Here is a 24,376-nt window from a genome sequence, read left to right on the forward strand (position 1 = left end):
GTAGGGCTTGTGCATTGGCAGGGGTATGCCTCGTCGCGTGGAGAGCCCCCCTCCACCCCTCTCAAGAGGGGAATCGCACAGGCCTTCGCTTTTCTTTTATATATCCTCAATGCCCCGTGTCCCCACGGGCATTATTAAGTCGCCCGTGAGGACACGGGCGACGGGATGTAAATTCATTAAAACATATATCGTTTAAAGGCCTCCATTGCCTCATATTCGGCAAGGCCGAGGCGGTCATAGCGTTGGGCGGTGTCGCGGGTGCGGTCTTCTGCGCGTACCCAGAACTCCCTTGCATCATCACCCGGAAATACCGGCCTGTCTTTCTGTGACTGATGTTTGAAGATCGCGTTACGTTTGCGGATCACTTCCTGCGGTGATAATGGTACCGCCATCTCTATCTCGTGCGTCTCAAACTCATGCCACGCACCGCGGTACATCCACAGCCAGCAATCTTCCACCCAGGCTTCTTTACCTTTTAACCTATCCAGTGCTGCGAGAATGATCTTGAAACATACCAGGTGGGTACCGTTAGGGTCGGCAAAGTCGCCCGCTGCAAAGATCTGCTGTGGTTTTACTTTTTGAAGGAGTTCGATGGTTAACAGCACATCTTCTTCTCCTACCGAATTCTTTTTGATCTTACCTGTTTCGTAAAAAGGCAAGGCCATAAAGTGGATATGATCGTCCTGTAAACCTGCATATCTTGCGCCGGAGATCGCTTCCGTTTTCCGGATGAAGCCTTTTACGTTACGAATCTCTTGTGTGTCGATCTCGTTAGGTTGTTTATTAGGGAAGAAGGCACGCATGTCTTCATACGATTGCTTCAGGTGCGCAGTGTCTTCGCCTATGCTGTTCGTAAAATCTATAGCAAATTCCATGTAACGAAGCACATCGTCATCCCATACTGCGGTATTGCCCGAGGTTTGGTAAGCTACGTGTACATCATGGCCTTGGTCTACCAGGCGGATGAACGTTCCGCCCATCGAGATCACGTCATCATCAGGGTGTGGAGAAAAGATAATAGAGCGTTTTTTGGCTGGCAATGCTCTTTCCGGTCTTTGCGAATCATCCGCATCGGGCTTACCACCCGGCCAGCCGGTTATGGTATGCTGGATCTGGTTAAAAATATCGATGTTGATATTGTATACCGGGCCCTGCTCTACAGCGAGCTGCGCCATGCCGTGGTTATTGTAATCTTCTTCGGTTAATTTTAGTACCGGTTTGCCTATTTCATTGGCAAGCCAGATCACGGCTTTCTTTTTCAGGATATTGTCCCATACGCAGTCTTTTACCAGCCATGGTGTATCAAATCTCGTTAGTTCTGACGCCGCTGCCTCATCCAAAACAAATTCCACATGTTGTGACAATTGCAGGTAGGTTGCCGGCACGTCGCCTGAGATCTCCCCTTCTACAGCCTTTTTGATGATCGGTGCTTTCTTTTTGCTCCAGGCCATCAGGATGATCTCTCTCGCCTTGAAGATAGTACCGATACCCATTGTGATTGCCTTAGTGGGAACATTCGCCTTGCCACCAAAATCCCTTGAAGCATCACTCCGGGTCAGGTCATCTAAAGTTACCAGTCTCGTTCCTGAGTTTGGTGCCGAGCCCGGTTCGTTGAAACCGATGTGGCCTGTACGACCGATGCCTAAGATCTGAAGGTCTAATCCACCCAATTCTTCAATTTGTTTTTCATAGGCCAGGCAGTATCCTGCTACCGCATCTTTATCCAGTGTGCCATCAGGGATATGCACATTGGCTTTTTCTATATCGATATGACTGAAAAGGTTTTCATACATGAAGGTCACATAGCTCTGCTGCGCTGTGGGTTTCATTGGGTAGTACTCATCCAGGTTGAAAGTGATCACATTTTTAAAGCTCAGTCCTGCATCTTTGTGTTGCCTTACCAGTTCAGCATACACGCCAATAGGGGTTACACCTGTAGCAAGGCCTAATACCGCCTTTTCGCCTTTGGCTTGTTTTGCGCGGATCAGCGCTGCTATCCGGTTCGCTACCGCTACCGAGGCTTCATGCTGGTTACTGTAAACGCTTACAGGTAACTTCTCGTAACGCGTCTCTTCCAATAAATTTAATCGTGCCATGAATCTTAGGAAATGTAAATGAGGTTAGTTGTTCAAAACAAATATATCAGATATTTACATAGCGCAGCTATTATTTTAACTTTTGAGGTTGCAGCACAAATAGTAATTTAAGCCCATGATACCATTGAACCAAAACCTGCAACATCTCTTTAACATCGCTCAAAAGCCATCAAAAATAGGTATTGGACTCATGTCGGGCACCTCGTTGGATGGGCTTGATATTGCGCTTTGCCAGTTTACAGGTCATGGTTTAAATACCCGTTTTGAGCTGGTTGAGTTTACCACCGTCACCTATCCGGATGATTTTAAGCAGAAAGTTCAGCAGGTATTTGCAAAGCGTAACGCCGATCTTGAAAAGGTTACTTTACTCAACGCTTATATCGGCACTTATCATGCCGAACTGATATTGCAGACACTTGGGCAATGGGGAATTTATACGAAAGATGTTGATTTCATCGCCAGTCATGGCCAAACTATTTACCATGCGCCACAGCGATTGCATCAGCACAAAAATTACCCTAATGCCACTCTGCAAATTGGCGATGGTGATCATATCGCCGTAAAAACCGGCATATTAACCATCAGCGATTTCAGGCAGAAACATATTGCTGCCGGAGGCGAGGGCGCTCCGCTGGCCTTATATGGCGACGTATTATTAGGCAACAAAACCGGCGAAAACCGGGTACTGTTAAATATCGGAGGCATCGCAAATTTAACCTGGCTGCCGGGCGACGGCGATTTTAACCGGGTACTTTGCACAGATATCGGCCCGGGTAATACCCTCATTGATGCCGCCTGCCGTAAATATTTTGATAAGCCTTACGATGAGGACTCGGCTATAGCTTTCAGTGGAAAAATTAATGAGGATCTGTTGGCAGCGTTCCTCGCCCATCCATTTTTTAAAGAAAAAGCCCCTAAAACCACCGGGCCAGAATTATTTAATCTCGACATGGTTGCCGAAGCACAGCAACAATCGGGCACAGGGCAAATTAGTAAAGAAGATCTCGTTTGCACTTTAAGTGCCTTTACCGCGGCAACTATAGCAGGGTTTATTAACGAAAATCTCTCCGGCGATGATCTTAAAATTTTCACGAGTGGCGGCGGGGCAAGGAACCCGTTCGTTATCGGCGAGTTAAAAAAATTATTGCCGGAAGCATTGATTGAAGATAGCAGTTCGCTGGGAATTAACCCCGATGCCAAAGAAGCGATATTGTTTGCCTTGCTTGGTAATGAGGCCTTATGCGGCGAGCCGATCAGGATCGGAACTAATCCGGAAGTATTGATGGGAAAATTCTGCTTCCCGGTTTAAGGAACAATCACCGTCCCATCTGCTGCTTCACGAACCGCCTAACCCGTTGCAGCAAGGTACCTTTTCTGTTAGCCAGAAAATGTTTAATAGCCTTATAAGCCTGCTCGTTTTCCTGTATCATATCCGGGAATTGTGTTACCTGTTTACGTGCCATTTGCACGTGGTAAATATCTTCGTTATTGGAGTGCACACCAGTACCATCATGCCCTATGTTTTGAATAAGCGATTGTGAGGGATTAAGCGTTAATCCGTTCTTTAAAAAGATAGAGGCATACCAGCGAATAGCCCATGAATTATTTTTACCGGCCTTAAACTGCTCAATCTGTTTCCAGAAGTTCATTTTGCCCTCTATCGAAAACCGGGCTATTTTCAGCGTATCAAACTGGTTGATCAGCGTATCAACATCGGGCTCAAAGTTTTTCCAGGCACGGGACCAGGTTGCCCAGCCCCAGCTGGTAGCCGCACGATAAAAGAAAGTTTCGGGCAGGGTCTTATCATGTAGGTTGTACATGTAGGCGCCGATATGCATCACCTGTTCCTGGTTGGCGTATTTAGTTAAGGCATCATTGAAATACTGTAAGGTATACGGCGATGATAAGAGGTCATCCTCAAACACGATCACTTTACCATATTCATAAACCAACTGCGTTACCCCGCTAATGATAGATTCGGCCAAACCAAGGTTATGATCGCGCAAAATAACTTTTACCGATTTAAAACCACTTACCTCCTGTGCCAATTGCCTTACCTGTTCAACCTTCGCTTTATCAGCATCCGTTTTGGCTGCATCGCAAAAAATAAACAGGCGCGACTCGTCGGCCAGTAAATTTTGCTGCAAATAACTGATGGTACGGCGGGTATGGTCGGGCCGGTTATAAACAAAAAGGGCTATTGGGGCAAGATTTTGCATGGTATGACTTCAGCAGATCAGGTATTGAAATTAAATGAGGCTGTATCATAAATCATGATCAGTCTCGTTTTGTTGACTTATTCAGTTACTCAAGCGATATATTGTTTGGATTGATTCTACTAACAAAAGGGGGTTAACAGGGTTAACATAATTCGGGGTTAACATTTACCTACATGACTAACAATCAGATAATTGGGTGTTCTTTTTGTTAAAAACATGTAAACCTCCTTTTTGTATAAATATTACCGGCTAAATTTCAATTCATAGATAACACAACACCAAGGGTGATCAATTTGATTTGTGATACAGCCTCATTTAATTGTGAAGACAAAATTATAGCATAACCTTGCCATTGCAAACAAATAAAACAATTTGTTTTTAGTCGGCCGATTTTACTGTGAATGTGGTGCGGCGGTTAAGCTGCCTGCCCGCGGGATTATCCTTACCGTTTGGTAATTTGTTAGGAGCAATCGGCATTCGCTTTCCGTAACCTTTGGCGGTTATCCGCGATGATTTGATCCCCTTTAACAGCAAGTAATCAACACAAGTCTCGGCACGAGCCTGCGATAATTTCAGGTTCCCTGCATCGGTGCCTACCCCATCGGTATGTGAGCCAAGCTCGATCTTTATTTTAGGGTTATCGTTCATGATGGCTACCAGCTTGTCCAGCGTATCGTACGATTCGGACCTGAGGTGCGCGTTACCAAAATCGAAATAAATATTCTCAATAACTATCTGAACATTAACCTTATAATTCTGCAAACAAATTTCGGGGTTAATGAGCGTATCAATACCTGGCTTTACTATTGGCGCAGGAATAACTTTAGTAAAATATCCTTTTTGCGAAATCTCCAGCTTATAGCTTGGCAGCTTTTCTTTTACCTGGAAAACATAGTCGCCTTTCTCATCCGTAACCTTAGCAACCAAACCCATTTTTACATTCGGATCTTTAAGGATCACCCTTGCACCAGCCATACCGCTGTTAGTGTGGCAATCAATTATACGACCGCTGATGTATAAGAATTTATATTGCCCGGTGAACAGGCTTAAACAGCAATCGGAACCACGGGCCGAACTCAGGTAAAATTTATTTGCATTGGTTGGATCAAGGCTGTAATACAGATCGTCTTTTGATGAGTTGACCGGGTAGCCCAGGTTAACCGGGACCGACCAGTGGCCAAAATCGCCATCGCTGCGGTAAACATCCAAACCGCCCATGCCGGTAAAGCCAGTCGAGCTAAAAAATAAGGCCTTATTGGCTACGTCATAAAACGGCGACTGTTCGTCATATGGGGTATTTACTACATCGCCCAGGTTGCTTACCGTTTTCGGCTGCCCGGCATCGTCAAGGGTACTTTCCCAAATGTCATCACCACCTTCGCCGCCCGGCCTGTCTGATGAGAAAAACAACCGCTTTCCATCGGCGCTAATAAAAGGATGTTTGGAATTATAACCTTCGGCATTAACAGTATTGTTTAACCTTACCGGCTGTTGCCATACACTGCTTACCAGTTGACTAAAGTAAATGGCCGACACCGTTTTCCCATCTTTTTTATACCAGCGGGTTAGGTACATTTTAGTACCGGTAGCATCAAGAGAAGGCGTGGCGTATTCAATTTGTCCTTCTTTATCAAACACGTTGAAATTGGTAGCAAGCACTTTTGTTGAATCAAGTATAGCCGAACTGTAGATCCTGTTAGTAAAAAACTTATCCTTATCAACCATACGTGACGAGGTAAACCAATACCTGCCCAGGTTTACTGTAAGGGCATAATCGCCCTGATCTTTATTTAAAAACACCAGGGGTGATACATCAACAGCGCGCGGGTGCTCCAGTTGTTTCAATGCATACTCGCAGGAAGCTATTTCCTTATTGACAAATACTGCATATTTAGCGTCAGGATTACTGCCTGCAAACTGCTTTAACTGTACCAAAGCATCATCATACTTGCCATTTGCCTGTAAGCAGATGCCATACCAAAGCGAGGTTAAAGGGTATTGCTCTAATGATCCGTCGTTACTCATTTTAGCATACCAGATGGTAGCATCAGTATAATCCTTATATAACCTGTATGATTCGGCAAGGCGATAAGTTATATATTGATTGGTAGCTTCCTTTTTTGAACTGTTTTTTCTAACCGGAGAAACAGCCACACTGCTTTTTGATTCAACTGTCGTACCGTCGGCAATGTGTTTATAATAATAGGCGGCAGTATAATATTCATGCCTGTTAAAAGCAGTATCGGCCAAAGCCCTGTAATTTTTTGCCTGCCCAAATGAAACCGCCGGAAAAAACGATAATAAAAAATAAGGTAATAGTTTCTTCATATTATATCCTTGGACAAATTGGAGCCGGAGAATCGGTATAGCGACTAAATATATAGCTTATTGATAATTCAAAACCGCCGCGACCAGATGTAACCGCGCGAAGGCCTGAAGTATTAAAATCATAACTGGCGCCTATAACCATCTGGCGTATATGATAACCAACATTGGCAATTGCAGCATCCTGTAACCGTACCATGCCGCCAAGTACAAGACCGTTATCGTCAGCAAACTTAAGCTCAGAGTAAAGACCGAAAGCTTTGATCTCTCCCTGGCCCTGTTTTATATAAACAACGTTAGGGATCAAGTCAAAAAAATCAGACGCTTTAAGGCGAAGCCCACCATGGGCGGTAAACCGCATAGGCAGCTTGCTGTTTATACCACCTGCTGCAAAAGGATCTGTTACATCATTAATGTGGTTGATACTAAGGCCGCCAAACAAATTGGCTTTATTCATTGGGTCGGCATTGTAATAATAGATACCGGCTCCTGCATCAAATACTGTTTTTGACGAATAGCCGAAGTTTTCAAAATTGGGCAGTGTTGGATCGAAGCCTGTATTAGGGTCGTATTGATTATCAGACTGGAGCTTGCCCGGATCAAAGCTGCGGCTGATAACGCCCGCCTGTAAACCGAAATGCAATCGCTGGTTACCATCATCAGACAAGGTGATACCATATCCAAACGAGCCATAAGCCGTAAAGTAATTATAGCCGGCAGTACCCGCCTTTTGATCAAGGATATTCAAGCCGATGCCCACCTTATCCGTTGGTTTAAAATCAGCCGATACCCCGGCTGTGCGATAGCCATTACTGATGTTCGCCCACTGGTCCCTGAAATTGGCAGATATGCGCGTATCGCCGTCAAAAACGCCGGTAAGTGCAGGGTTTAACCAAAGAGGATAAGCGTAATATTGTGAAAAATGCGGGTCAACCTGCGCCTTCACTGTTCCTATAGCTGCAAACTGCAGCGCTATGGTAATTATAAGTAGTAGTTTCTTCATCGTAATAGCGTAATTGTTCCTTTTTTACTCAATTGCGCCCCGTTATTCATTGTTGCTTTTAAATAGTATACATATACGCCCACGGGCATTAATGAGCCTTTAAAATAGCCATCCCATCCTTTGTTAACATCGGTTGATGTAAAAAGCAATTGCCCCCATTGGTCATATACATAAAAGGAAAGCGTGGTTATATTTTTGCCATGTACATAAATAATATCGTTGTTGCCGTCGCCGTTAGGAGTAAAGTTATTGGCCACATATATCACGTTATTATTGTCGATGGTGGAAGCCGTAACCGCGGCCGAAGCTTCGCTGAGCGTACATGACGTAGCACCCAAAGCCTTAACCTTAATGGTTACCGACTGGTTAATGTCAAGGCCTGTCACTTTATGCGTTAAACCGCTGCTGCCCGAACTTGGCTCAGCATATGTTAAACCGTTATCGGTACTTACCTGGTAGCTGGTAGCACCATTCACAGCACTCCACTCAAAAGTTATGCTTGATGAAGTTACCTCACCAACAGTAACCACAGGTGCGTCAAGCGGCTTGGTCATTTGTACCTGAACTGCAGTCCTTCCGTTGCTATTACATCCGGTGCTATTGGTAGCCTCCACATAATAATTCGTTGCAGCACTTAAGTTACCGGTAACATAGGTATTGCCTTTTGCAAGCAGGTTACCGCCGGTTGGTGCGTCATACCATGATATCACCGCCGCGGCATCTGATGATGAAGCTGACAATGTAGCACTTGTACCCGGACAGATAGAAGTGCCTGAAGTGCTTACAGTAACCACCGGCAGGGTAACCACAGATAAGCTCACTGTACCCCGTGCCGAAGCGCTGCATCCTGTAGCGTTTACGGCCTGTACATAATAAGTTGCTGCCGATGTTACATTACTGATTACATAACTGGTTCCGGTATGTAAAATATTAGCATCCGTTGCACTACTGTACCAGTTATAAACAACGCCGCTTTGTGCATTTTGTATGGTAACTGTTGTTGTAGAACCGGAACAAACGCTAATTGTGCTTTGTGCAAATTGCGGCACAGCAGGCAATGGCGTAACTGTTACATTTATGGTTGTTAGCTGGCTTCCGCAAGTGCCGTTTGATGCCTCAGCATAATAACTTTTACTTGTATTTAAAACAGGAGTGGTGAAGGATGTTCCCGTAGCAAGCACCGTAGTTTTAGCAGGCGAATCATACCAGTTAATGGAGAGCCCGGCCGGCGGTGCACCAACCGACAAGCTGACTGAAGTGCCCTGACAAATAACTACACTTGATGCAGTGGGCGATGGTGCGGTTGGAGGTACTGAAACCTTAAAACTGATCACATTACTAACCAATGGAGTTGTACATGCGCCCGATGATGCCACGCGGCGGTAGTAAGTATCCTTATTTAAAACAGGCGGATCATAATTCTTCGATGTTGCCCCGGTAATATCAGTAAAGGTTACATTATCCAATGATGATTGCCATTGATATGAAAAAGTACCATCTCCGCCGGTAGCTGTACTGCCTGTAATAGACGTAGGGTTTCCTGTACTACAGAATTGAACAACTGCCGGTGTAGTGATCGTATTATTTGCCACTGCCCTAATGGGTCTTACCGTAACATCGTAAAATGAATCATAAGCAATAACACCACCGGTAGTGGTTTGCCTGCGCAAACTGTACACTATGCTTGTTGCCGAGTTATTTGTTAGCGATGATGTTATATAATCTTTTTGCGTATTGGTTGATGGCGCGTTTACCCAGTTACCGTTACTGTTTATTTGCCAGAGATAACTGCCCGGTGTTGGGGTTTTTATATCACCATTAAGTACAGCCGCAGCGGCAGAGCAAATGGTAATTGCCTGCAGAGGTGCAGCCGTCAAACGGGATCCTGCAAATCGCATTTCAGCGGATCGCGCCTCTATATTAACGGGTAAGGGGGATTCAAACGTTCTGCTAAAAGCGGCGAACGGAAAAAAGAACAGGCAAAACATTGCCCATAAAAGGGTTTTATACAAACGTGCAGGCTCAGGGTGCATAGCTTAAATTAACGGATAATGATAATAATTATCTTTCATATTATTAAACTTTCAGAATATTTTAATCGCCAACAAAGCAATTCCAGGGTCAATCAGAATCGATTTAACTTGATCGGTTGTGTTAATTAATTACTTTATTGTTAATTCAGGTTTATTAATAACGTTGTATCTCAACGGTATCCTCAACTCTTTTACGATAGGATTAATTATAATGTTCACATTATCAAAAAACTTTCAACCCATACTTTACAGCAACTGAAGTTGTTACAAATCCACATTGGTTAAAAGCATGGGCATATCCGGACACATGCCTAACCTAAGGATAGTTCAAAGGCAATCTGCCCGGTCCTGGTGCAGGCAATACCGAAGTATTAACTTCTGAAGCAGGTAAACGCTGTTGGTCAAACAACACAACCGGAAATAGGGATAAAGCTTTGTTAAGAGTTTTGGGCATACAATATTGTGAAAGGTTAGGATACTTTGGCACTCAACACAACCGGATCATACTTTTTTCAGGATGCGATCGAATATATTATTAATATCTTCTGAAATTTTTAAAGTATATGCCAGAAATACATAAATCACTCCGATGATCCCCGAACGGTAAACCATATCTGCAAACACATTCTTTAAAGGCGGCAGGTAAAGGCCGATGAGCAGGCAAACCGTAAAGATCAACAATATGTAAAGATGCGCTTTTGCAAACGGCTGCAGGTTAAACTTAACCTTAACAAATAGCCAATAAGCAAAGTTTAACGCAAACATGGTGATCAGGTATGCTAACGCAGCGCCCATTATGCCTATTCGCGGTATCAGGATCCAATTTGATAATACACAAAGCCCTACAGCCGAAACAATAAAAACAGTAGTAAGCCTGTAGTATTTGGATAGGTTCATGATATAACCATTCAATCCACCTGTCATATCAACCAAAAACGCCACCCCTACCACAATAAACACATTAAAATAGCTTGTATAGTCATGCTTGTATAATAACATGATGATAAACTGCTTGTTAATAACCAAGCCTATAAAAAGCAGGCAGCCAATAAGCATCTGAACTACCGACGTTTTGTAATAAATTTTACCAATTTTGGCCAGGTCATTGGTAGCCCATGACTGGGCTATGATCTGCAACGACGTGCGGCTCAATGCTTTGGCCGGTAAGCTTATAACTACAGCAATGGCGAAAAACGTACCATAAATACCCACGTAAGCGAATGACTCTTTGGTAAGTACGCTCAGCATCAGCGTATCAAGGTTCTGGATCATTACAAATGAGCTGCCGCTTAGTACGGTAAAAATGCCATAATTTAAAAATGTTTTGCGTTCGCTCATCAATTGCGGACTAATTGCCGAAAACTTAAAGTGACGGCCTTTACCGATATAGGCAAACAACACCAACACAGCAACCAGGTTAGCCGTTATATATATCATCAAAAAACCATGATAATCAACCAGCTTAAGCGCTATTAATAAAACGCCGGCAGTTGTGAACAAACGTACCCCTACCTCGCGCAAAAAAGAGGATAACACATTTTTGAATACCGTAAGCGCCATGTTTTCCAACACGGAAAACACCAGCGTAAAAAGCGACAAAGGAATAAGGTAATAAAAGTACCTCGTAAGCAGCTGCGCACCATTTTTACCCTTGTAATAACTAATAATTGAATCTTTAAAAACTACAAAAAGCACAGTAATGATCACGAACCCGACCAGGCTCCAAATAGTAACAAAAGACGCAAAGCCGCCGTGTTTTTTGTCGTCGCTGCGATAGTACGGGAAATATTTAAGAATGATATTGGCGATACCTAATCCGGCAACCTGGGCATAAAGTACCGAGATGGTTCCCATTAAAGTAAAAAAACCGATCTCCTCGATGGTAATAATCCGCTGAAAGAGAATGATCAGGTTAAGAAAGCCCAGGGCAACGCCAGCATATAATATGAGGCTGTTAAAAAATCCCTGTTTTTGTAATAGGTTCATTAAATACTGTTATTTATAATTTCATCAAGCGATGCTATGCGCTTATTTATATCGTAATTTCGGGCGATATGCTCATGAGCAGCTAATCCCATTTTCGCAGCCAGTTCTACATCGCCCGCTATACTGATCATTTTAGCTGCCATATCAGCTACGTCATGCTCTGGCACCAGGAAGCCGGTTATACCGTCCAAAACAGCCTCCTTTATACCGGCATGTGCCGTACTCACTATAGCCAACCCCGACGATGCGGCTTCAAGAATGGTATTTGGAGTGCCCTCCATATCCCCATCTGACGCCGTAACAGAGTGCTGCACAAAGCAACGTACTTTTTCCATAAGTTGACGGATCCCGGCAGCTGTCATTACACCGGTTAACGTTACACTATCGATAAGGTTGAGTTCTGATATCAGCTGCCTGGCATCATCAAAAAGAGGTCCATCACCTACCATCCATAAACGCGCCTCCGGAAAATGCTTAAGCACCTCCTTAAAAGCTCGGATAACCGACAGCGGCGATTTTTTTTCAACAAAGCGGCCAACCGATAAGAAATAAGGGTTTGAATCTGATATATCTATCAACGGGAATTTAGCTCCGTCAACACCATATGGATTAAGATGTATTTTTGATGCCGGAGCTCCCATCTTTTTTAAGGATTCGACCATATCGTTTGACACCGCAACAATTGCCGACGCATAATCGAAGGCTTTATGATAAAGTGGCAGATATTTGGAAATGGTTGGTTTATGGTGCGCATCGGCGCCATGAAAATGGATAACCAACGGAACACCTGCCATTTTACATGCTGAAGCAATCATTGCACCTACCATACCATATTCGGCAAGTACAACATCAATATTATTGTTTCTAAAATAAGCAACAAGAGCCCTTGTACGAACTCCTATCTCCTTTTTTTTAAAAAGCCTTTTTTGTAAAAGATAAACTAATAATGACAGTTTTGAACGGATAAGAAATCTCCCGTGATTGTCATACAGCGGAAAGTCGCCACCATATAGTACTTTTTTATTCCCCTTTAACCTGTCAATATGCGCCTGAATAAAGGTTTCGGAAAAAGCGTCTTTATTGGGCTTTATGATACAAAGGTTAAATTTTTCCATTACACGGTATCCACATTTTTTTGTGCGACAACCACGTAAAGAGAGGCATCACGATCGCGCTGAGGCTGTGAGTGTATCTTATCAAACAAACGGATAAAACTTTGCATTACCAACGCAAATGGCGGGGCCAGAAACTTAGGTAGCTTTAACAATATGGCATCCTGAAAAAGCTGGATCCCACTTGCTGCAAGCCCCATGATACCATGGAACGAAGTAATTTTGAAACCTTCGGCTTCAATGGTTTTACGCAAACCTGCACTTGTCCATCTCCAGTAATCATAAGGGGTTGGATGATAGTACCAATAGCCATGTGTTGTACATATAATGCTTCCGCCTGGTTTTAAAACACGCAAAGCTTCAGAAAGATAGCTATGCGGCGAATCAACATGCTCAAGCACCTGGTTTGAGAGAATGATATCGCAAAAGTTATCCGGCAAAGTTGTTTTGCTATCATAATCAATATGATAATCGGCCAGCGGGTTAATATCCAGGTCAACTCCTATATATTTACCTACCATTGGTTCGATAACCGACTTGTAAGGCATATCTCCACAGCCAAAATCTATAAGGACAAGGTTTTTATCAACAGCAGTTAAATCCTGTATTACTTTTAAAGTTGCATTCCGCAGCTTTGTTAAATGTACATATCGTGTTGAAAAAAGGGTTGGGTTTAGCCGGCTGTTACGAGTCATATCCGCCAAAAATACATGTTTTTTGCTGATTGTTAAAAATACTTACCTGCGTTGCCCCAACACCTTTTCAGAAACAATAAAAGCTGTTATTAAACAGTGAAAAAACACTAAATCTTATAACTGAAAACAGCACGACGGTGCATATAATATACAGATTGCTTATGCTCTTAAAAATGAAAGGACCAATGTGTCAGCCACTGGTCCTTTCATTTTAAGCTACCGGTATAGCTTTTTAATATTTTTTTGATACAAACAGTTTATGGATCTCATAAGCGCTTAACGCTCTGTGATAAATCCTTACTTCATCCATAGTACCGCGTACAAAGTAACCTTCCCCTGAAACCCCAGGGTTATCGCGGCCAATATAAAGGTCGGCATCTGTGTTCATGTTAGGTGACGGCATATTGTTTGTTATGGTATCAAGCGTACCGTCAACATAGATGCTCAGCTGATGTTTGGACAAATCGTAAACATTGGTAACTAAATGCCATTGATTTAAACTAATTACCTGAGTTCCGCGGGCGGCAGCACTGCCACCGCCTGTACCGTAAGTTACAATGCCTAAGGTTGAAAATCCATATCCTGTGACACCCCAGGCCCATCCGTTTTCAACGCCTGAATAATGCTTCGTTAACAGGTTAACACCGTACGAGTAATTATATTCATCTAACTTAACCCATGTACTTAAGGTAATATTTGTATTGCTTAAACGTAATGCCTGATTATCTTTTACAACAATATAGCTGCTCGATCCATTAAAATAGAAAGCACTGTTTGCGTTTCCGAACCTATCAGTTGTTGAGGATATATCATTGGCTTTCCCGTTATTTTTATAAGGCGAAAAATCGTTAAGGTTATTATTAAAAGGGTAGTACGCCAGCAAGCCAATACTTAAACTGTCCTTAACCGTTACTAAACAAGTGGCTGTTTTTGTTTTGGCAGAATCAGTAACTGATACTTTTGAAGTGCCTTCATTCTTAACCGTGATCTTTCCTGTTTTAGAAACAGATACGATCGATGTATCAGAAGATTGCCATGAAAACTTTGATGTATCAAATGAAACAGGATCCACTTTCAAATCCATTTGCAATACGTTACCAATGTAAGCGGTTAAAGTATCCGTGATGGTTATATTTTGAAGCTTTACAGGCTGGGGAGCGGGATTGCTTAGCTCTTTGTGACAGGAAGAATAAACAGCAATGGCTATCAAAGCCAACAAAAAAGTGGTTCTTTTTTTCATGTAATAAGGTTTGAGGCGCAAAGCTATATAAATTTACCAACAACGGCAAAAAACACAAAAGCGTAATCTTGTTCAAAGATCAACACACATTGATGGCAAAAGATTAAATTAAAACGGCTAATTAGTAGTTTTAACCGCGCTGGCTGCAGCGGCCTTTTTCTTCGCTGCTGTCTTTGTAGTAACCAATACAACACCATTTACAGCTTTATCCCCATAAATAGCGATAGCCGTTTTGTCTTTTATCACGTTTATTTGTTCAATATCATTCGGATTAATTTTATCAAACGATGATCCCTGCGCCAGGACTACCCCATCGATAATAATTAAGGGTGCCGATTTACTGTTATACCCGTCACCAAGGATTATATGGGATTTTGTGGTGTCAGTAATCACCCTGCCGGTATAAATTACCTGATTGGCGTTAGATGGATTTGTCACAGCACCCGTTTTATTTTCCCCGGGTTTTGCAGATCTATCGTCGGCCAGTGTGAAGTTTATCGGCACAGAATACTGTACTTTTACCGGCTTTCCGTTCTGAATGCCCGGCTTCCAGGCTGGTGATATGCTCAGCACTCTCACAGCTTCTTCGTCGCAACCAGAGCCTATCCCTCTTACAACTTTCATGTTTGATAGCGCCCCGTCTTTTTCAACAACAAAGGTGATAATCACCCTTCCCTGAACATTATTATCACGGGCAGCCTTCGGATACCTAAGGTTAGTCATCAAAAACTTACCAAAGGCTTCCAAACCTCCGTTAAACTCCGGCACCTGCTCAACAGATGTGAATACAGGGTCTGAACCTGGCTGGGCCGATGCTATTGAGAATCTTGCCGGTGCAGTTGTCTTTGTAGTATCATCGCTCGGAGCAAGTGTAAAACTGATAGGCACTGAATATTGTGTCCTTACCGGACGATTTCCCTGCATACCAGGCTTCCAGTTAGGCGATAGTTTTATCACCCTTAACGCTTCGTTGTTCAGATCATCTGTGATACCTCTTACAATCCTTTCACTTGAAAGCGAGCCGTCCTTTTCAACAATAAAGGTTATGATCACCCTACCCTGAATCCTCTGTTCACGGGCCGCTGCAGGGTATTTTATATTAGTAGATAAAAATTTACCAAAAGCCTCAAGCCCGCCCGGAAACTCGGGCAAACGGGCAACCGCTGTATATACAGGTGAGGTATCAGCTGCGGCAACCGGCCTCTCAGGTTTAGGAGGCTCATCAATAGTAATCTCTGTTACTTTACTGGCCGGGGTCGAGAAAACTTTATCTGCTTTAGTGTTGATAACCGTAATCGTATCACTGTTATTAATTGTAGCTGATGACAGCACCATCATCAAAATAAACAATGGAGCCGACAGTCCGTATTTAATGAGCGCCGTGCGGTGCGATTTATTTTTTTGCAACATGATGATACGTTCTTTCAACAGGCTTTTGTTAAAAAATGAATTAACCAAGCCATGTGTTGGCGTATTAAATGTCTGGCTTAAAAGCAGCATGGCATAATCGGCCTTATCGGTTCCTGCTTCAACTGCGTGCCTGTCGGCAATAAATTCATGGATGTGTTTTATAGCCCTGCGATAGAAATATACTATCGGGTTAAACCAGTTAATGATCATCACCAGTTCAACCAGCAGCACATCGGCCGAGTGCCATTGTTTGGCGTGTACATCCTCGTGCGTAGCTATTGCTTCATTAGCCTCACCATCGGCATTTAACTTCACGGTTTTGAAAAAGGAATAAGATACCGGTGAATGGGGCTGACTGATTACTTTTTTCAGCTTAAATAGCTGCCAAATCAACCTGCCCGATAAAAAAACAGTACCTGCAATATACATAATGAACAATACCTCCCCTATACTAATGGGCGATTCTTCTACAGGTTTAAAGTGATAAACCAATACCGGGCTGCTGTACAGGGTATACTTTACCTGCTGGGTAATGAACAAGTTTTGGACCCAATCGGCCTGGATAACGGGTATCATGAATGATAGTAAAGCGGCACTTACCAGGTAAAGCCTGTTAAGCTGAAAAAAGGTTTCTTTACGAAGCAAAAGCACATAAAACCCGTAAAACAGCAACAGGTATATGTTTACCAGTAATAAATATTGCCACCAGTTCATAACTATTTTTCTTTTAGTTTTTCAATCAGTTTCATGATCTCATCGGCCTCCTTCAGGTCGATCTTTTCCTTCTTTACAAAAAATGAAAGCATGCGGTTAACAGAGTTGTCAAAATAACCGCTCAGTAATTTATCGGCAGCAAAATTCTGGTATTGCTCCTTGCTGATTACCGGGTGATATTCATGGCTTTTGCCAAACGCTTCATGCCCAACAAAGCCTTTTGTTTCCAGGATCCGGATAATTGTCGATACGGTATTGTAAGCGGGCTTAGGCTCGGGTAACTGCTCGATAACGTCTTTAACATACCCTTTTTTTAACTGCCAAAGCACTTGCATGATCTGCTCTTCGGCTCGGGTTAACTCTTTAATTTCCATGTGCGTACTTTTAAATTAATACCTCGTGTATTAATATATTCAATTGGTTTAACTAAGGTAAGAGATGTATTTTTAATTTGCAACTAAATTTTTAGTTATTAATTTCTTAAACTTTAAATCATCATATTCGTTGTGTTGTTCACACTCAATTATAAATGAATATAACCTTCCATGGTGCTGCCCGTAACGTAACCGGCAGCAAGCATTTACTCCGTTTAAACAACGGTACCAGCATATTATTAGACTGCGGCATGTTCCAGGGCCTCGGCGAACAAACCGAAGAAATGAACGAACACTTCGGCTTTAACCCCAAAGGTGTTACTCACATGATCCTTTCGCACGCACACATTGACCATTGTGGTTTGATCCCGCGGTTGGTTGCAGAAGGTTTCGACGGAAACATTTATTGCACTTCGGCCACAATGGACCTAACCCGCATCCTCCTGCTCGATTCGGCAAAGATCCAAACACAGGATACTGAATATGATAATAAGCACCGCGCACGTAAAGGTCTGCCCCTGCTTACTCCTTTATATACCGAAGATGATGTAATGGAGGCCCTGCGCCTGTTTAAAATTGTTGAATATGGCGAAGAGTTTGCAATTACCCCCGAAGTGAAATTTAACTTTACCGATGCGGGGCATATTTTGGGAAGCGCGGCGGTACATATCACTACAACCGAAAACGGGAAGGACACGCATATTACTTTTAGCGGTGATGTTGGCCGCTACGGCGATCTACTGCTGAAAAGTCCGCAAACTTTTGAACAGGCCGATTATATCCTGCTCGAATCAACTTACGGCGATTCATTGCATAAAGAGCTTGGGCCAATTGAAGAATCATTACTGGAGATCATTAAGCAAACCTGTGAGGTAAAAAAGGGCAAGGTGATCATCCCGGCATTCAGCGTTGGCCGAACCCAGGAATTGCTGTATGCCTTAAACAGCCTTGAATTAAAAGGCACGCTGCCGGATATTCCTTATTATGTAGATAGCCCGCTATCGGAAAAAGCAACCCAGGTGCTGATGAACCACCCGGAGGTTTATAATAAAAACGTACAGGAAGTTTTAAAAACGGATGCTAACCCATTTGGCTTTAAAGGCCTGCGTTTTATTGAAAGCGTGGAAGAATCAAAGGCCCTGAATGATGACCCGCGACCATGCGTAATCATTTCCTCATCGGGCATGGCCGAAGCCGGGAGAGTGAAACACCACATCAAAAACAATATCAACAGCCAAAAGAATACCATTTTAATGGTTGGCTACGCGGAGCCCAATTCATTAGGCGGCCGACTGATAAGAGGCGATCATGAGGTACATATTTTTGGTGAAATGTATGAGGTTAAGGCCGAGGTACGTTCCATCAAATCAATGAGTGCCCACGGCGATTATGACGACCTGCTCCATTTCCTGGCCTGTCAGGATCCTGCGTTGGTAAAAACTATTTTCCTTGTTCACGGTGAGTATGATGTGCAGCAGCATTTTGCCGGGAAACTTAAAGCACATGGGTTTCATCATGTTGAGATCCCATACCAGCATCAAAAGATAAATTTGGAGTAGGTTTAACCAAGCCTCGGAAACCTGTTGCAGAGCGCCCTGTGGGAATGGGGGAATTAAAACACGTGCAGTCCGTTTAGTTTTTATCAATAATTTAAGTTGAAAACAGTTCAAAAACATTTATTATCCAGGAGTTTAGACGGCTCTGAACAGAGAGATTATTTATTTGATAATCTAAAATTTATACTTGTCGCCTTAGTTGTAATAGGGCACATTGTAGAACAATATATAAATCAAGCAATATATTTAAAAGCGGTTTTTGTATGCATTTACACCTTTCACGTTCCTTTATTCGTCTTTATATCCGGATATTTCTCAAAATCAAATAAAAAATTCAGCTATAACGTAAAGCTATTGCTTATTCCTTACTTAGTATTTACATTACTATGGCGGGCTCTTGGGTGGGCAAGATCAGGTACCCTCTCATTGGATATTTTGTCTCCTCCTTTTCACCTTTGGTATCTACTTAGTCTTTTTAGCTGGAGGGTTGTTATACCTATAATCAAAAACATGAAGTTCAGCTTGATCTTCTTTTTTTTCTTATCATTGATTTTCGGCATATTTCTAATTCTCGGGCAGCTTCTGTCGTTATCACGTACAGTTACTTTGTTTCCTTTCTTTATTCTTGGCTACAAGTGTTCAAGAAGCAACATTAACGTGCTACGTAATCATAAACTTCTTATAATTCCAGGTTTAATTATGCTTTTTATAAGCATAATTCTCACATACGAATTCAGGCCGGAAAATCTGACTATGCTTTTTTGGAATACGCCTTATAAATATACCGGATTCTTTACTAAAGGTGCTTTAATTGCCCGGGCAATACTCTTTATAACAGCAATTCTTATATCAATAGTATTCATCTTGATTACGCCGTCCCGTAGGACATTGATTACAAATGCAGGATCACGCTCTTTACAGATATACATTTTACATGCTTTCTTTTTGGAAATTTTTGTCCGATACTTTCCGGTTTGGAACGAAAGCATAATGACAAATTTCAGTATTGTCCTTACCTCCTTTTTGATCATATTTATATTGTCCCGGCCTTTCGTGAAAACCATTTACGATAAAATCTTCCAGCTATAAGGTAGCGCCTCGGAGCATCTCGTATAAAATTTTCCTTCAGCGCTATCACACATTCCTCCCCCAGCTTCATCGAAATGAAAAGATATTTTAGAGGTTTTAATCTTTCACTCCTTCCCAATCTGCTTAATTACCGCAATAATATCCTCCTCACCAAAGGTAGCTTCAGCATCCTGATAAGTTTGATAAGCCGTTTTACCCAGCGGGGTAACGAGGCCAAGGTCTTTAGCCAGGCGCAGGTCTTTGGCAATATGTTTTAAGGCGAATGCCGCGTTATAATTACTGTTAACAATGGCATCTCCCTTTATTTTAATGAATGGGCTGCCTAATGCGCTGTTACCGATCAGCGTAGTTAGTGCTTCCGCATTGATGCCATTTTGTTGTGCCAGCGTCACCGTTTCGGCGAGGCCTTGGGCAACAATACCAAGCAGGGTATTAATGGCCAGTTTGGCCACATTGCCCGCACCTGTATCACCAACCAGCATAACCAGTTTGCCCATTTTTTCGAGGATGGCTTTAGCCTGTTCAAATGCTACGGCCTCGCCGCCGACCATAATAACCAGCGCGGCATCTTCCGCTTGTTTTACGCTACCGGATACCGGGGCATCCAGGTAATAATTACCCTGTTCCTTACAAGCCACTGCCACCTCCTTACTGATTGCCGGCGAAACGGTACTCATATTAATAATGATCTTACCGCTTACTTTTGCAGCCAGCAAACCTTCATCACCATAAAAAATATCATTGATAGCTCTATCATCAGACACCATGATAAAAACAACATCAGTATCTTTTAACAATAAAGCAGGTGATGCCGCCGTACCGATACCCTGGGCTTTAAATACTTCTTCTTTATCCTTACTGCGGTTGTAAACGCTGAGCGGATACCCGGCTTTGATCAATTGCTGCGACATAGGGATCCCCATTTTCCCCAATCCTATCCATCCTGTTTTTACTGTATTCATAGTAGCTATTTTGTTTTTGATTTATATAGATTTTATTGATATCAACTCCCCAAGCCGATGCTATTCTTTTTTGTTGCGCAACAAAGTTCGGCAGTAAATTGCCACAGGCATTTAACAAATGGTAAAAAACGTGCTTTGTTTACGCTTAACCTCAGCGAATGTTTTTGCGGATCCGGCTCAATGATTGCGGGGTTACTCCCAGGTAAGATGCGATATCCGCCAATGGAACCCTCATAGCAACCTCCGGCTGCCGCTCTAAAAATAGTTTGTACCGCTCTGATGAGTCGTAACCAAGATAGGCATTCCGGGTTTTTATTTTCTCCATAAGCGTATGCTGCGAAATCTGATCGATCATGCCTTTGAGGTAAGGCAACTTTTCATATAAAGCCAGCAGGTTATTTTTACTGATAACCAACAGCTCCGTATCGCAGGCAGCCTGGATACTTTCTTCGGCAATGGTATTGTTATTGAAACTATACAGGATGGTGCAAAACTGGTTCTCTTTTAAAAAGAAGTAGGTTACTTCGCTCCCTTTATCATTTTGCGCCATGATGCGCAGCACGCCATTGGTAATAAAAAACAGTTGTCGCGCTACACTCTTCATTGGCAATAGCGTATCTCCTTCTTTAACCCTCATCGGCTCAAAGGCTTTTACAATGAGTTCCTGATCCTCAACCGGGACAGGCTTTAACTGCTGTAAGCGGGCAATGAGTTGCTGTTGCATGATACAAATATCAGGTAAAATTGTAATAAAAAACGTCATTGCGAAGTAACCGCAATGACGTGGTGAAGAGCGTATGTCGATTTTAAGTTTCAATAACTCGCCTGTCCTATTTCCAGCTTGCTGATCTTACCATCGGCATCAACCGTAAACTTAAAATAAGTTTTAAAATCGCCCCATTGGTCACTGTGAAATTTTCCATAAACATGCAGACCGTTTTGTTCGACTTTGTCAATGCTGGTAAAACGTTCATGGCCTAAGGCTTTTTCAAAAAAGCTTTTAAAGTTCATTTTATTGCCATCGTCAAAAAGCTGGGCATCGTCGGCAAACAACCCAAACCAGGCTTGTTTATTCCCACTTTGCAGAGCATCAATGGCTTGTTTTACTACCGGGTTAGTTAGCTTTTCGGTATTCATGGTATTGATATTTTGTATAGTTGAGGCAGGTGTTTTTGCAGCCTGGGCATTTACAGATGAAGTAATTAATGTGCCGCATATGATATAGTGATTAAGCGTTTTCATGGCATGGTAGATGTAAAATCAAATAATACTGTTTTTAAATCCTGTTAAATACAGGTATCAGATTATAGCTATGACTACAACCTGATGCCCCATGTTACTAAACTGATAATTAATTTGTCGCGCCGCCGTTCACCAACAAGTGCTGACCGTTTACAAATGATGAAAGATCGCTGGCGAAAAACTCGGCCACATTGGCCACATCTTCAACTTCGGCCAGGCGGCCCATCGGACAACTGTCAAGCAATTGTTTCCTTAATGCGGGGTAGCTATCAGCTTCGGCAAAGATACCTGAATGATCAACAGCAAACGGTATGATAGAGTTAACTGTTACACCACGGTGACCAATCTCTTTTGAAAGGATATCAACCAGGTATCTTGGGGTGGTTTTACTGCCGCCGTACACAGCCATTCCGGGTACAGGGAATGAAGTGGTGCTTGAAGCAATGTAAATGATCCGGCCATTGTCTTCCACATTTTTAGCTGCCTGCTGCATGGTGAAGTAGGTACCTTTAGTGTTGATACCGAATACGCGGTCGAACTGTTCTTCAGTAAAATCAGTCACAGGTGTTTCAACTAATTCGATGCCTGCATTGGCAACTACAATATCTATTTTACCAAATGCTGCTTTGGCTTCAGCAAACAGCCTCTCAATATCGGCAACTTTGCTTACATCCGCCTGTACAGCAATTACCTTTGCGCCCATCGCCTTGATGTTGCTTACCACTTCATCGGCCGATGCTTTATCACGTGAATAGTTGATCACGATATCGGCACCTAATGCTGCATAACGTTCTGCAATTGCTTTACCTAAACCACGGGCTGAGCCGGTTATTACTGCTACTTTATTATTTAATGAGTTCATGATTTTGTTTTTTTTGATTTCACCGATGAGGATTGATTTCACCGATACTTGATTTCTAATTTATTTTTCTTGACTTCTTGATTCCTGGCGTCTTGACTCCTGATCTCTTGATTTCTTGATTCTTCAATTAAGCCATTGCACCATTTAAACCGATATTTTGTGCGCTGATCCATTTGGCATCGTCTCCGGCCAGGAAGGCTACTGTTTTGGCAATATCTTCAGGTTCGCCGATGCGGTTAAAAGCTGATAGTGATGCCAGGCGATCTATAATCTCCTGCGGTTTGCCTTTGGTGAACAGCTCTGTATTGGTAGGACCAGGAGATACTGTGTTTACATTGATGCCCCTTGCGCCAACTTCTTTGGCAAATACGCGGGTTAATTGTTCAACCGCGCCTTTGGTTGCTACATAAGTGCTGTAGGTTGGCATCATAACGCGGGTCGTGGTTGACGAAAAGTTGATGATACTGCCACCGTCGGCTAATTTAGTAGCGGCCTCACGCATGGTATTGAATGTACCCCGAACGTTGATATCAAACTGGCGGGTAAAATCCTCGTCGGTGGTATCTTTCAAAAGCTTGGTGATCATGATGCCGGCATTGTTCACCAGTACATCTATCTTGCCGTAATGAGCTATCGCTGCGTCAAACATGGCTGCAACTTCTTCCCCTTTGCTTACATCGGCCTGTAAGGCAATGGCATCACCGCCTTGTTGTTTAATTACGTTTACAGTTTGGTCGGCAGCTTCTTTACCGCCTGCATAGTTGATAATTACTTTAGCGCCTTCGGCTGCTAATTTGTGGGCTACTGCTGCACCGATGCCCCTTGAAGCGCCGGTTACTAATACTACTTTTGATGCTAATGTGTTCATGATTTCCTTTGTTATATTGTTTATGTTTTGTTGTCGTTGATTGACAATACAAAGGTGGCAAGAGCAAGGGCCCTGAATGATACACATATCAAAGCATTACTTACGAATATTTAAGATTGGGTATTTTGTAAATGGGCGAAGGTATGTTTATGGGTTAATTTAGACTCGCAGAGCGGCCTGCAATTCACCGAATGCATGGCGTAGACATCTGGGGCCTCTGTGAGCGACGCTGATGGAACATGAAGGTGTAACGGCAAGGAAGATTAAGTAAAGCACTCTTTCTACTCCCGTCATTGCGAGGAACGAAGCAAGCCCAAACTGTACAGAGAGCCTTGCTTAGCCACTCTGCTAATCGGGATTACTTCGTTCCTCGCAATGACGCTCGCTGCTCCTCCTTTATGGCGTTGACATTGGCTACACTATCCTCGTATGCCCCTTCCTGAACAATACCGGCGAAGTATCCGTATGCTTTTTAAAGTAGTTGCTAAAATGAGTTGCTTCAGTAAAGCCCAGACGAAAAGCGATCTCTTTAACAGATAGCTTAGAATTTTGTAAGAGAGCCTTGGCTTCGGATATGGTTTTTTCGGCTA

At 42.9% G+C, this 24,376-nt stretch carries 21 protein-coding genes; 3 read left to right on the forward strand and 18 right to left on the reverse strand.

The window, feature by feature from the left end:
• Positions 1–176: 176 nt before the first annotated feature.
• Positions 177–2,096, reverse strand: coding sequence for a glucosamine-6-phosphate deaminase (gene nagB, locus VF500_RS15940; RefSeq protein WP_330860619.1), 1,920 nt, complete (start codon positions 2,094–2,096; stop codon positions 177–179).
• A 115-nt stretch (positions 2,097–2,211) separates the two neighbouring features.
• Between nagB and VF500_RS15945 the strand changes: the two genes are divergently transcribed.
• Positions 2,212–3,405, forward strand: coding sequence for an anhydro-N-acetylmuramic acid kinase (locus VF500_RS15945; protein WP_330860620.1), 1,194 nt, complete (start codon positions 2,212–2,214; stop codon positions 3,403–3,405).
• Between the two features lie 7 nt (positions 3,406–3,412).
• Here the strand turns inward: VF500_RS15945 and VF500_RS15950 are convergent, their stop codons facing one another.
• The 11 genes from VF500_RS15950 to VF500_RS16000 form a co-directional block, all read right to left on the reverse strand.
• Positions 3,413–4,315, reverse strand: a complete 903-nt coding sequence (locus tag VF500_RS15950) for a glycosyltransferase family A protein (protein ID WP_330860621.1) — start codon at positions 4,313–4,315, stop codon at positions 3,413–3,415.
• A 378-nt stretch (positions 4,316–4,693) separates the two neighbouring features.
• Positions 4,694–6,643 carry an OmpA family protein gene (locus VF500_RS15955; protein WP_330860622.1) on the reverse strand — a complete coding sequence of 650 codons (1,950 nt, stop codon included), beginning with the start codon at positions 6,641–6,643 and terminating at the stop codon, positions 4,694–4,696.
• 1 nt (position 6,644) lies between these two features.
• The gene (locus VF500_RS15960; protein WP_330860623.1) at positions 6,645–7,643 is read right to left on the reverse strand and encodes a PorP/SprF family type IX secretion system membrane protein; all 999 of its coding nucleotides are present in this window, start codon (positions 7,641–7,643) and stop codon (positions 6,645–6,647) included.
• Entirely contained in the window at positions 7,640–9,520 is a 1,881-nt protein-coding gene (locus VF500_RS15965) for a gliding motility-associated C-terminal domain-containing protein (protein ID WP_330860624.1), read from the reverse strand. Before VF500_RS15965 ends, VF500_RS15960 begins: the two co-directional genes overlap by 4 nt.
• 472 nt (positions 9,521–9,992) lie before the next feature.
• Positions 9,993–10,130, reverse strand: a complete 138-nt coding sequence (locus VF500_RS15970; protein WP_330860625.1) for a hypothetical protein — start codon at positions 10,128–10,130, stop codon at positions 9,993–9,995.
• A 47-nt stretch (positions 10,131–10,177) separates the two neighbouring features.
• Positions 10,178–11,662, reverse strand: coding sequence for a lipopolysaccharide biosynthesis protein (locus VF500_RS15975; protein WP_330860626.1), 1,485 nt, complete (start codon positions 11,660–11,662; stop codon positions 10,178–10,180).
• Complete coding sequence (locus VF500_RS15980) at positions 11,662–12,777, reverse strand: glycosyltransferase (protein WP_330860627.1); 1,116 nt, start codon at positions 12,775–12,777, stop codon at positions 11,662–11,664. Before VF500_RS15980 ends, VF500_RS15975 begins: the two co-directional genes overlap by 1 nt.
• Positions 12,777–13,469: a class I SAM-dependent methyltransferase gene (locus VF500_RS15985; protein WP_330860628.1), complete on the reverse strand. Its 693-nt coding sequence runs from the start codon at positions 13,467–13,469 to the stop codon at positions 12,777–12,779. The genes VF500_RS15980 and VF500_RS15985 overlap by 1 nt, the downstream gene beginning before the upstream one ends.
• A 232-nt stretch (positions 13,470–13,701) precedes the next feature.
• Positions 13,702–14,709: a LamG-like jellyroll fold domain-containing protein gene (locus tag VF500_RS15990; protein ID WP_330860629.1), complete on the reverse strand. Its 1,008-nt coding sequence runs from the start codon at positions 14,707–14,709 to the stop codon at positions 13,702–13,704.
• Between the two features lie 117 nt (positions 14,710–14,826).
• Entirely contained in the window at positions 14,827–16,833 is a 2,007-nt protein-coding gene (locus VF500_RS15995) for a TonB family protein (RefSeq protein WP_330860630.1), read from the reverse strand.
• A 2-nt stretch (positions 16,834–16,835) separates the two neighbouring features.
• Complete coding sequence (locus VF500_RS16000) at positions 16,836–17,207, reverse strand: BlaI/MecI/CopY family transcriptional regulator (protein ID WP_090534685.1); 372 nt, start codon at positions 17,205–17,207, stop codon at positions 16,836–16,838.
• 155 nt (positions 17,208–17,362) lie between these two features.
• Here VF500_RS16000 and VF500_RS16005 point away from each other — a divergent pair, with 155 nt between their 5' ends.
• Both VF500_RS16005 and VF500_RS31795 read left to right on the forward strand, forming a co-directional pair.
• Positions 17,363–18,766: an MBL fold metallo-hydrolase gene (locus VF500_RS16005; RefSeq protein ID WP_330860631.1), complete on the forward strand. Its 1,404-nt coding sequence runs from the start codon at positions 17,363–17,365 to the stop codon at positions 18,764–18,766.
• Between the two features lie 96 nt (positions 18,767–18,862).
• Positions 18,863–19,852: an acyltransferase family protein gene (locus tag VF500_RS31795; RefSeq protein WP_414688581.1), complete on the forward strand. Its 990-nt coding sequence runs from the start codon at positions 18,863–18,865 to the stop codon at positions 19,850–19,852.
• Positions 19,853–19,956: 104 nt separating this feature from the next.
• On the opposite strand, the gene VF500_RS16010 is transcribed toward VF500_RS31795, so the two are convergent.
• The 6 genes from VF500_RS16010 to VF500_RS16035 all read right to left on the reverse strand — a co-directional run bounded on the left by VF500_RS16010 (position 19,957) and on the right by VF500_RS16035 (position 24,362).
• Complete coding sequence (locus VF500_RS16010) at positions 19,957–20,814, reverse strand: NAD(P)-dependent oxidoreductase (RefSeq protein ID WP_330860632.1); 858 nt, start codon at positions 20,812–20,814, stop codon at positions 19,957–19,959.
• Between the two features lie 151 nt (positions 20,815–20,965).
• Positions 20,966–21,538, reverse strand: a complete 573-nt coding sequence (locus VF500_RS16015) for a Crp/Fnr family transcriptional regulator (protein WP_330860633.1) — start codon at positions 21,536–21,538, stop codon at positions 20,966–20,968.
• Positions 21,539–21,627: 89 nt separating this feature from the next.
• On the reverse strand, positions 21,628–22,056 hold the full coding sequence (locus tag VF500_RS16020; protein ID WP_330860634.1) for a hypothetical protein: 429 nt from the start codon (positions 22,054–22,056) through the stop codon (positions 21,628–21,630).
• Between the two features lie 109 nt (positions 22,057–22,165).
• Entirely contained in the window at positions 22,166–22,918 is a 753-nt protein-coding gene (locus tag VF500_RS16025) for an SDR family oxidoreductase (RefSeq protein ID WP_330860635.1), read from the reverse strand.
• 127 nt (positions 22,919–23,045) lie between these two features.
• Entirely contained in the window at positions 23,046–23,786 is a 741-nt protein-coding gene (locus VF500_RS16030; protein ID WP_330860636.1) for an SDR family oxidoreductase, read from the reverse strand.
• A 414-nt stretch (positions 23,787–24,200) separates the two neighbouring features.
• Complete coding sequence (locus VF500_RS16035; protein WP_330860637.1) at positions 24,201–24,362, reverse strand: helix-turn-helix domain-containing protein; 162 nt, start codon at positions 24,360–24,362, stop codon at positions 24,201–24,203.
• Between the last annotated feature and the right edge of the window lie 14 nt (positions 24,363–24,376).

Origin of the sequence: Mucilaginibacter sp., from assembly GCF_036383575.1 — a bacterium.
In the GTDB taxonomy this organism is placed as follows: domain Bacteria; phylum Bacteroidota; class Bacteroidia; order Sphingobacteriales; family Sphingobacteriaceae; genus Mucilaginibacter.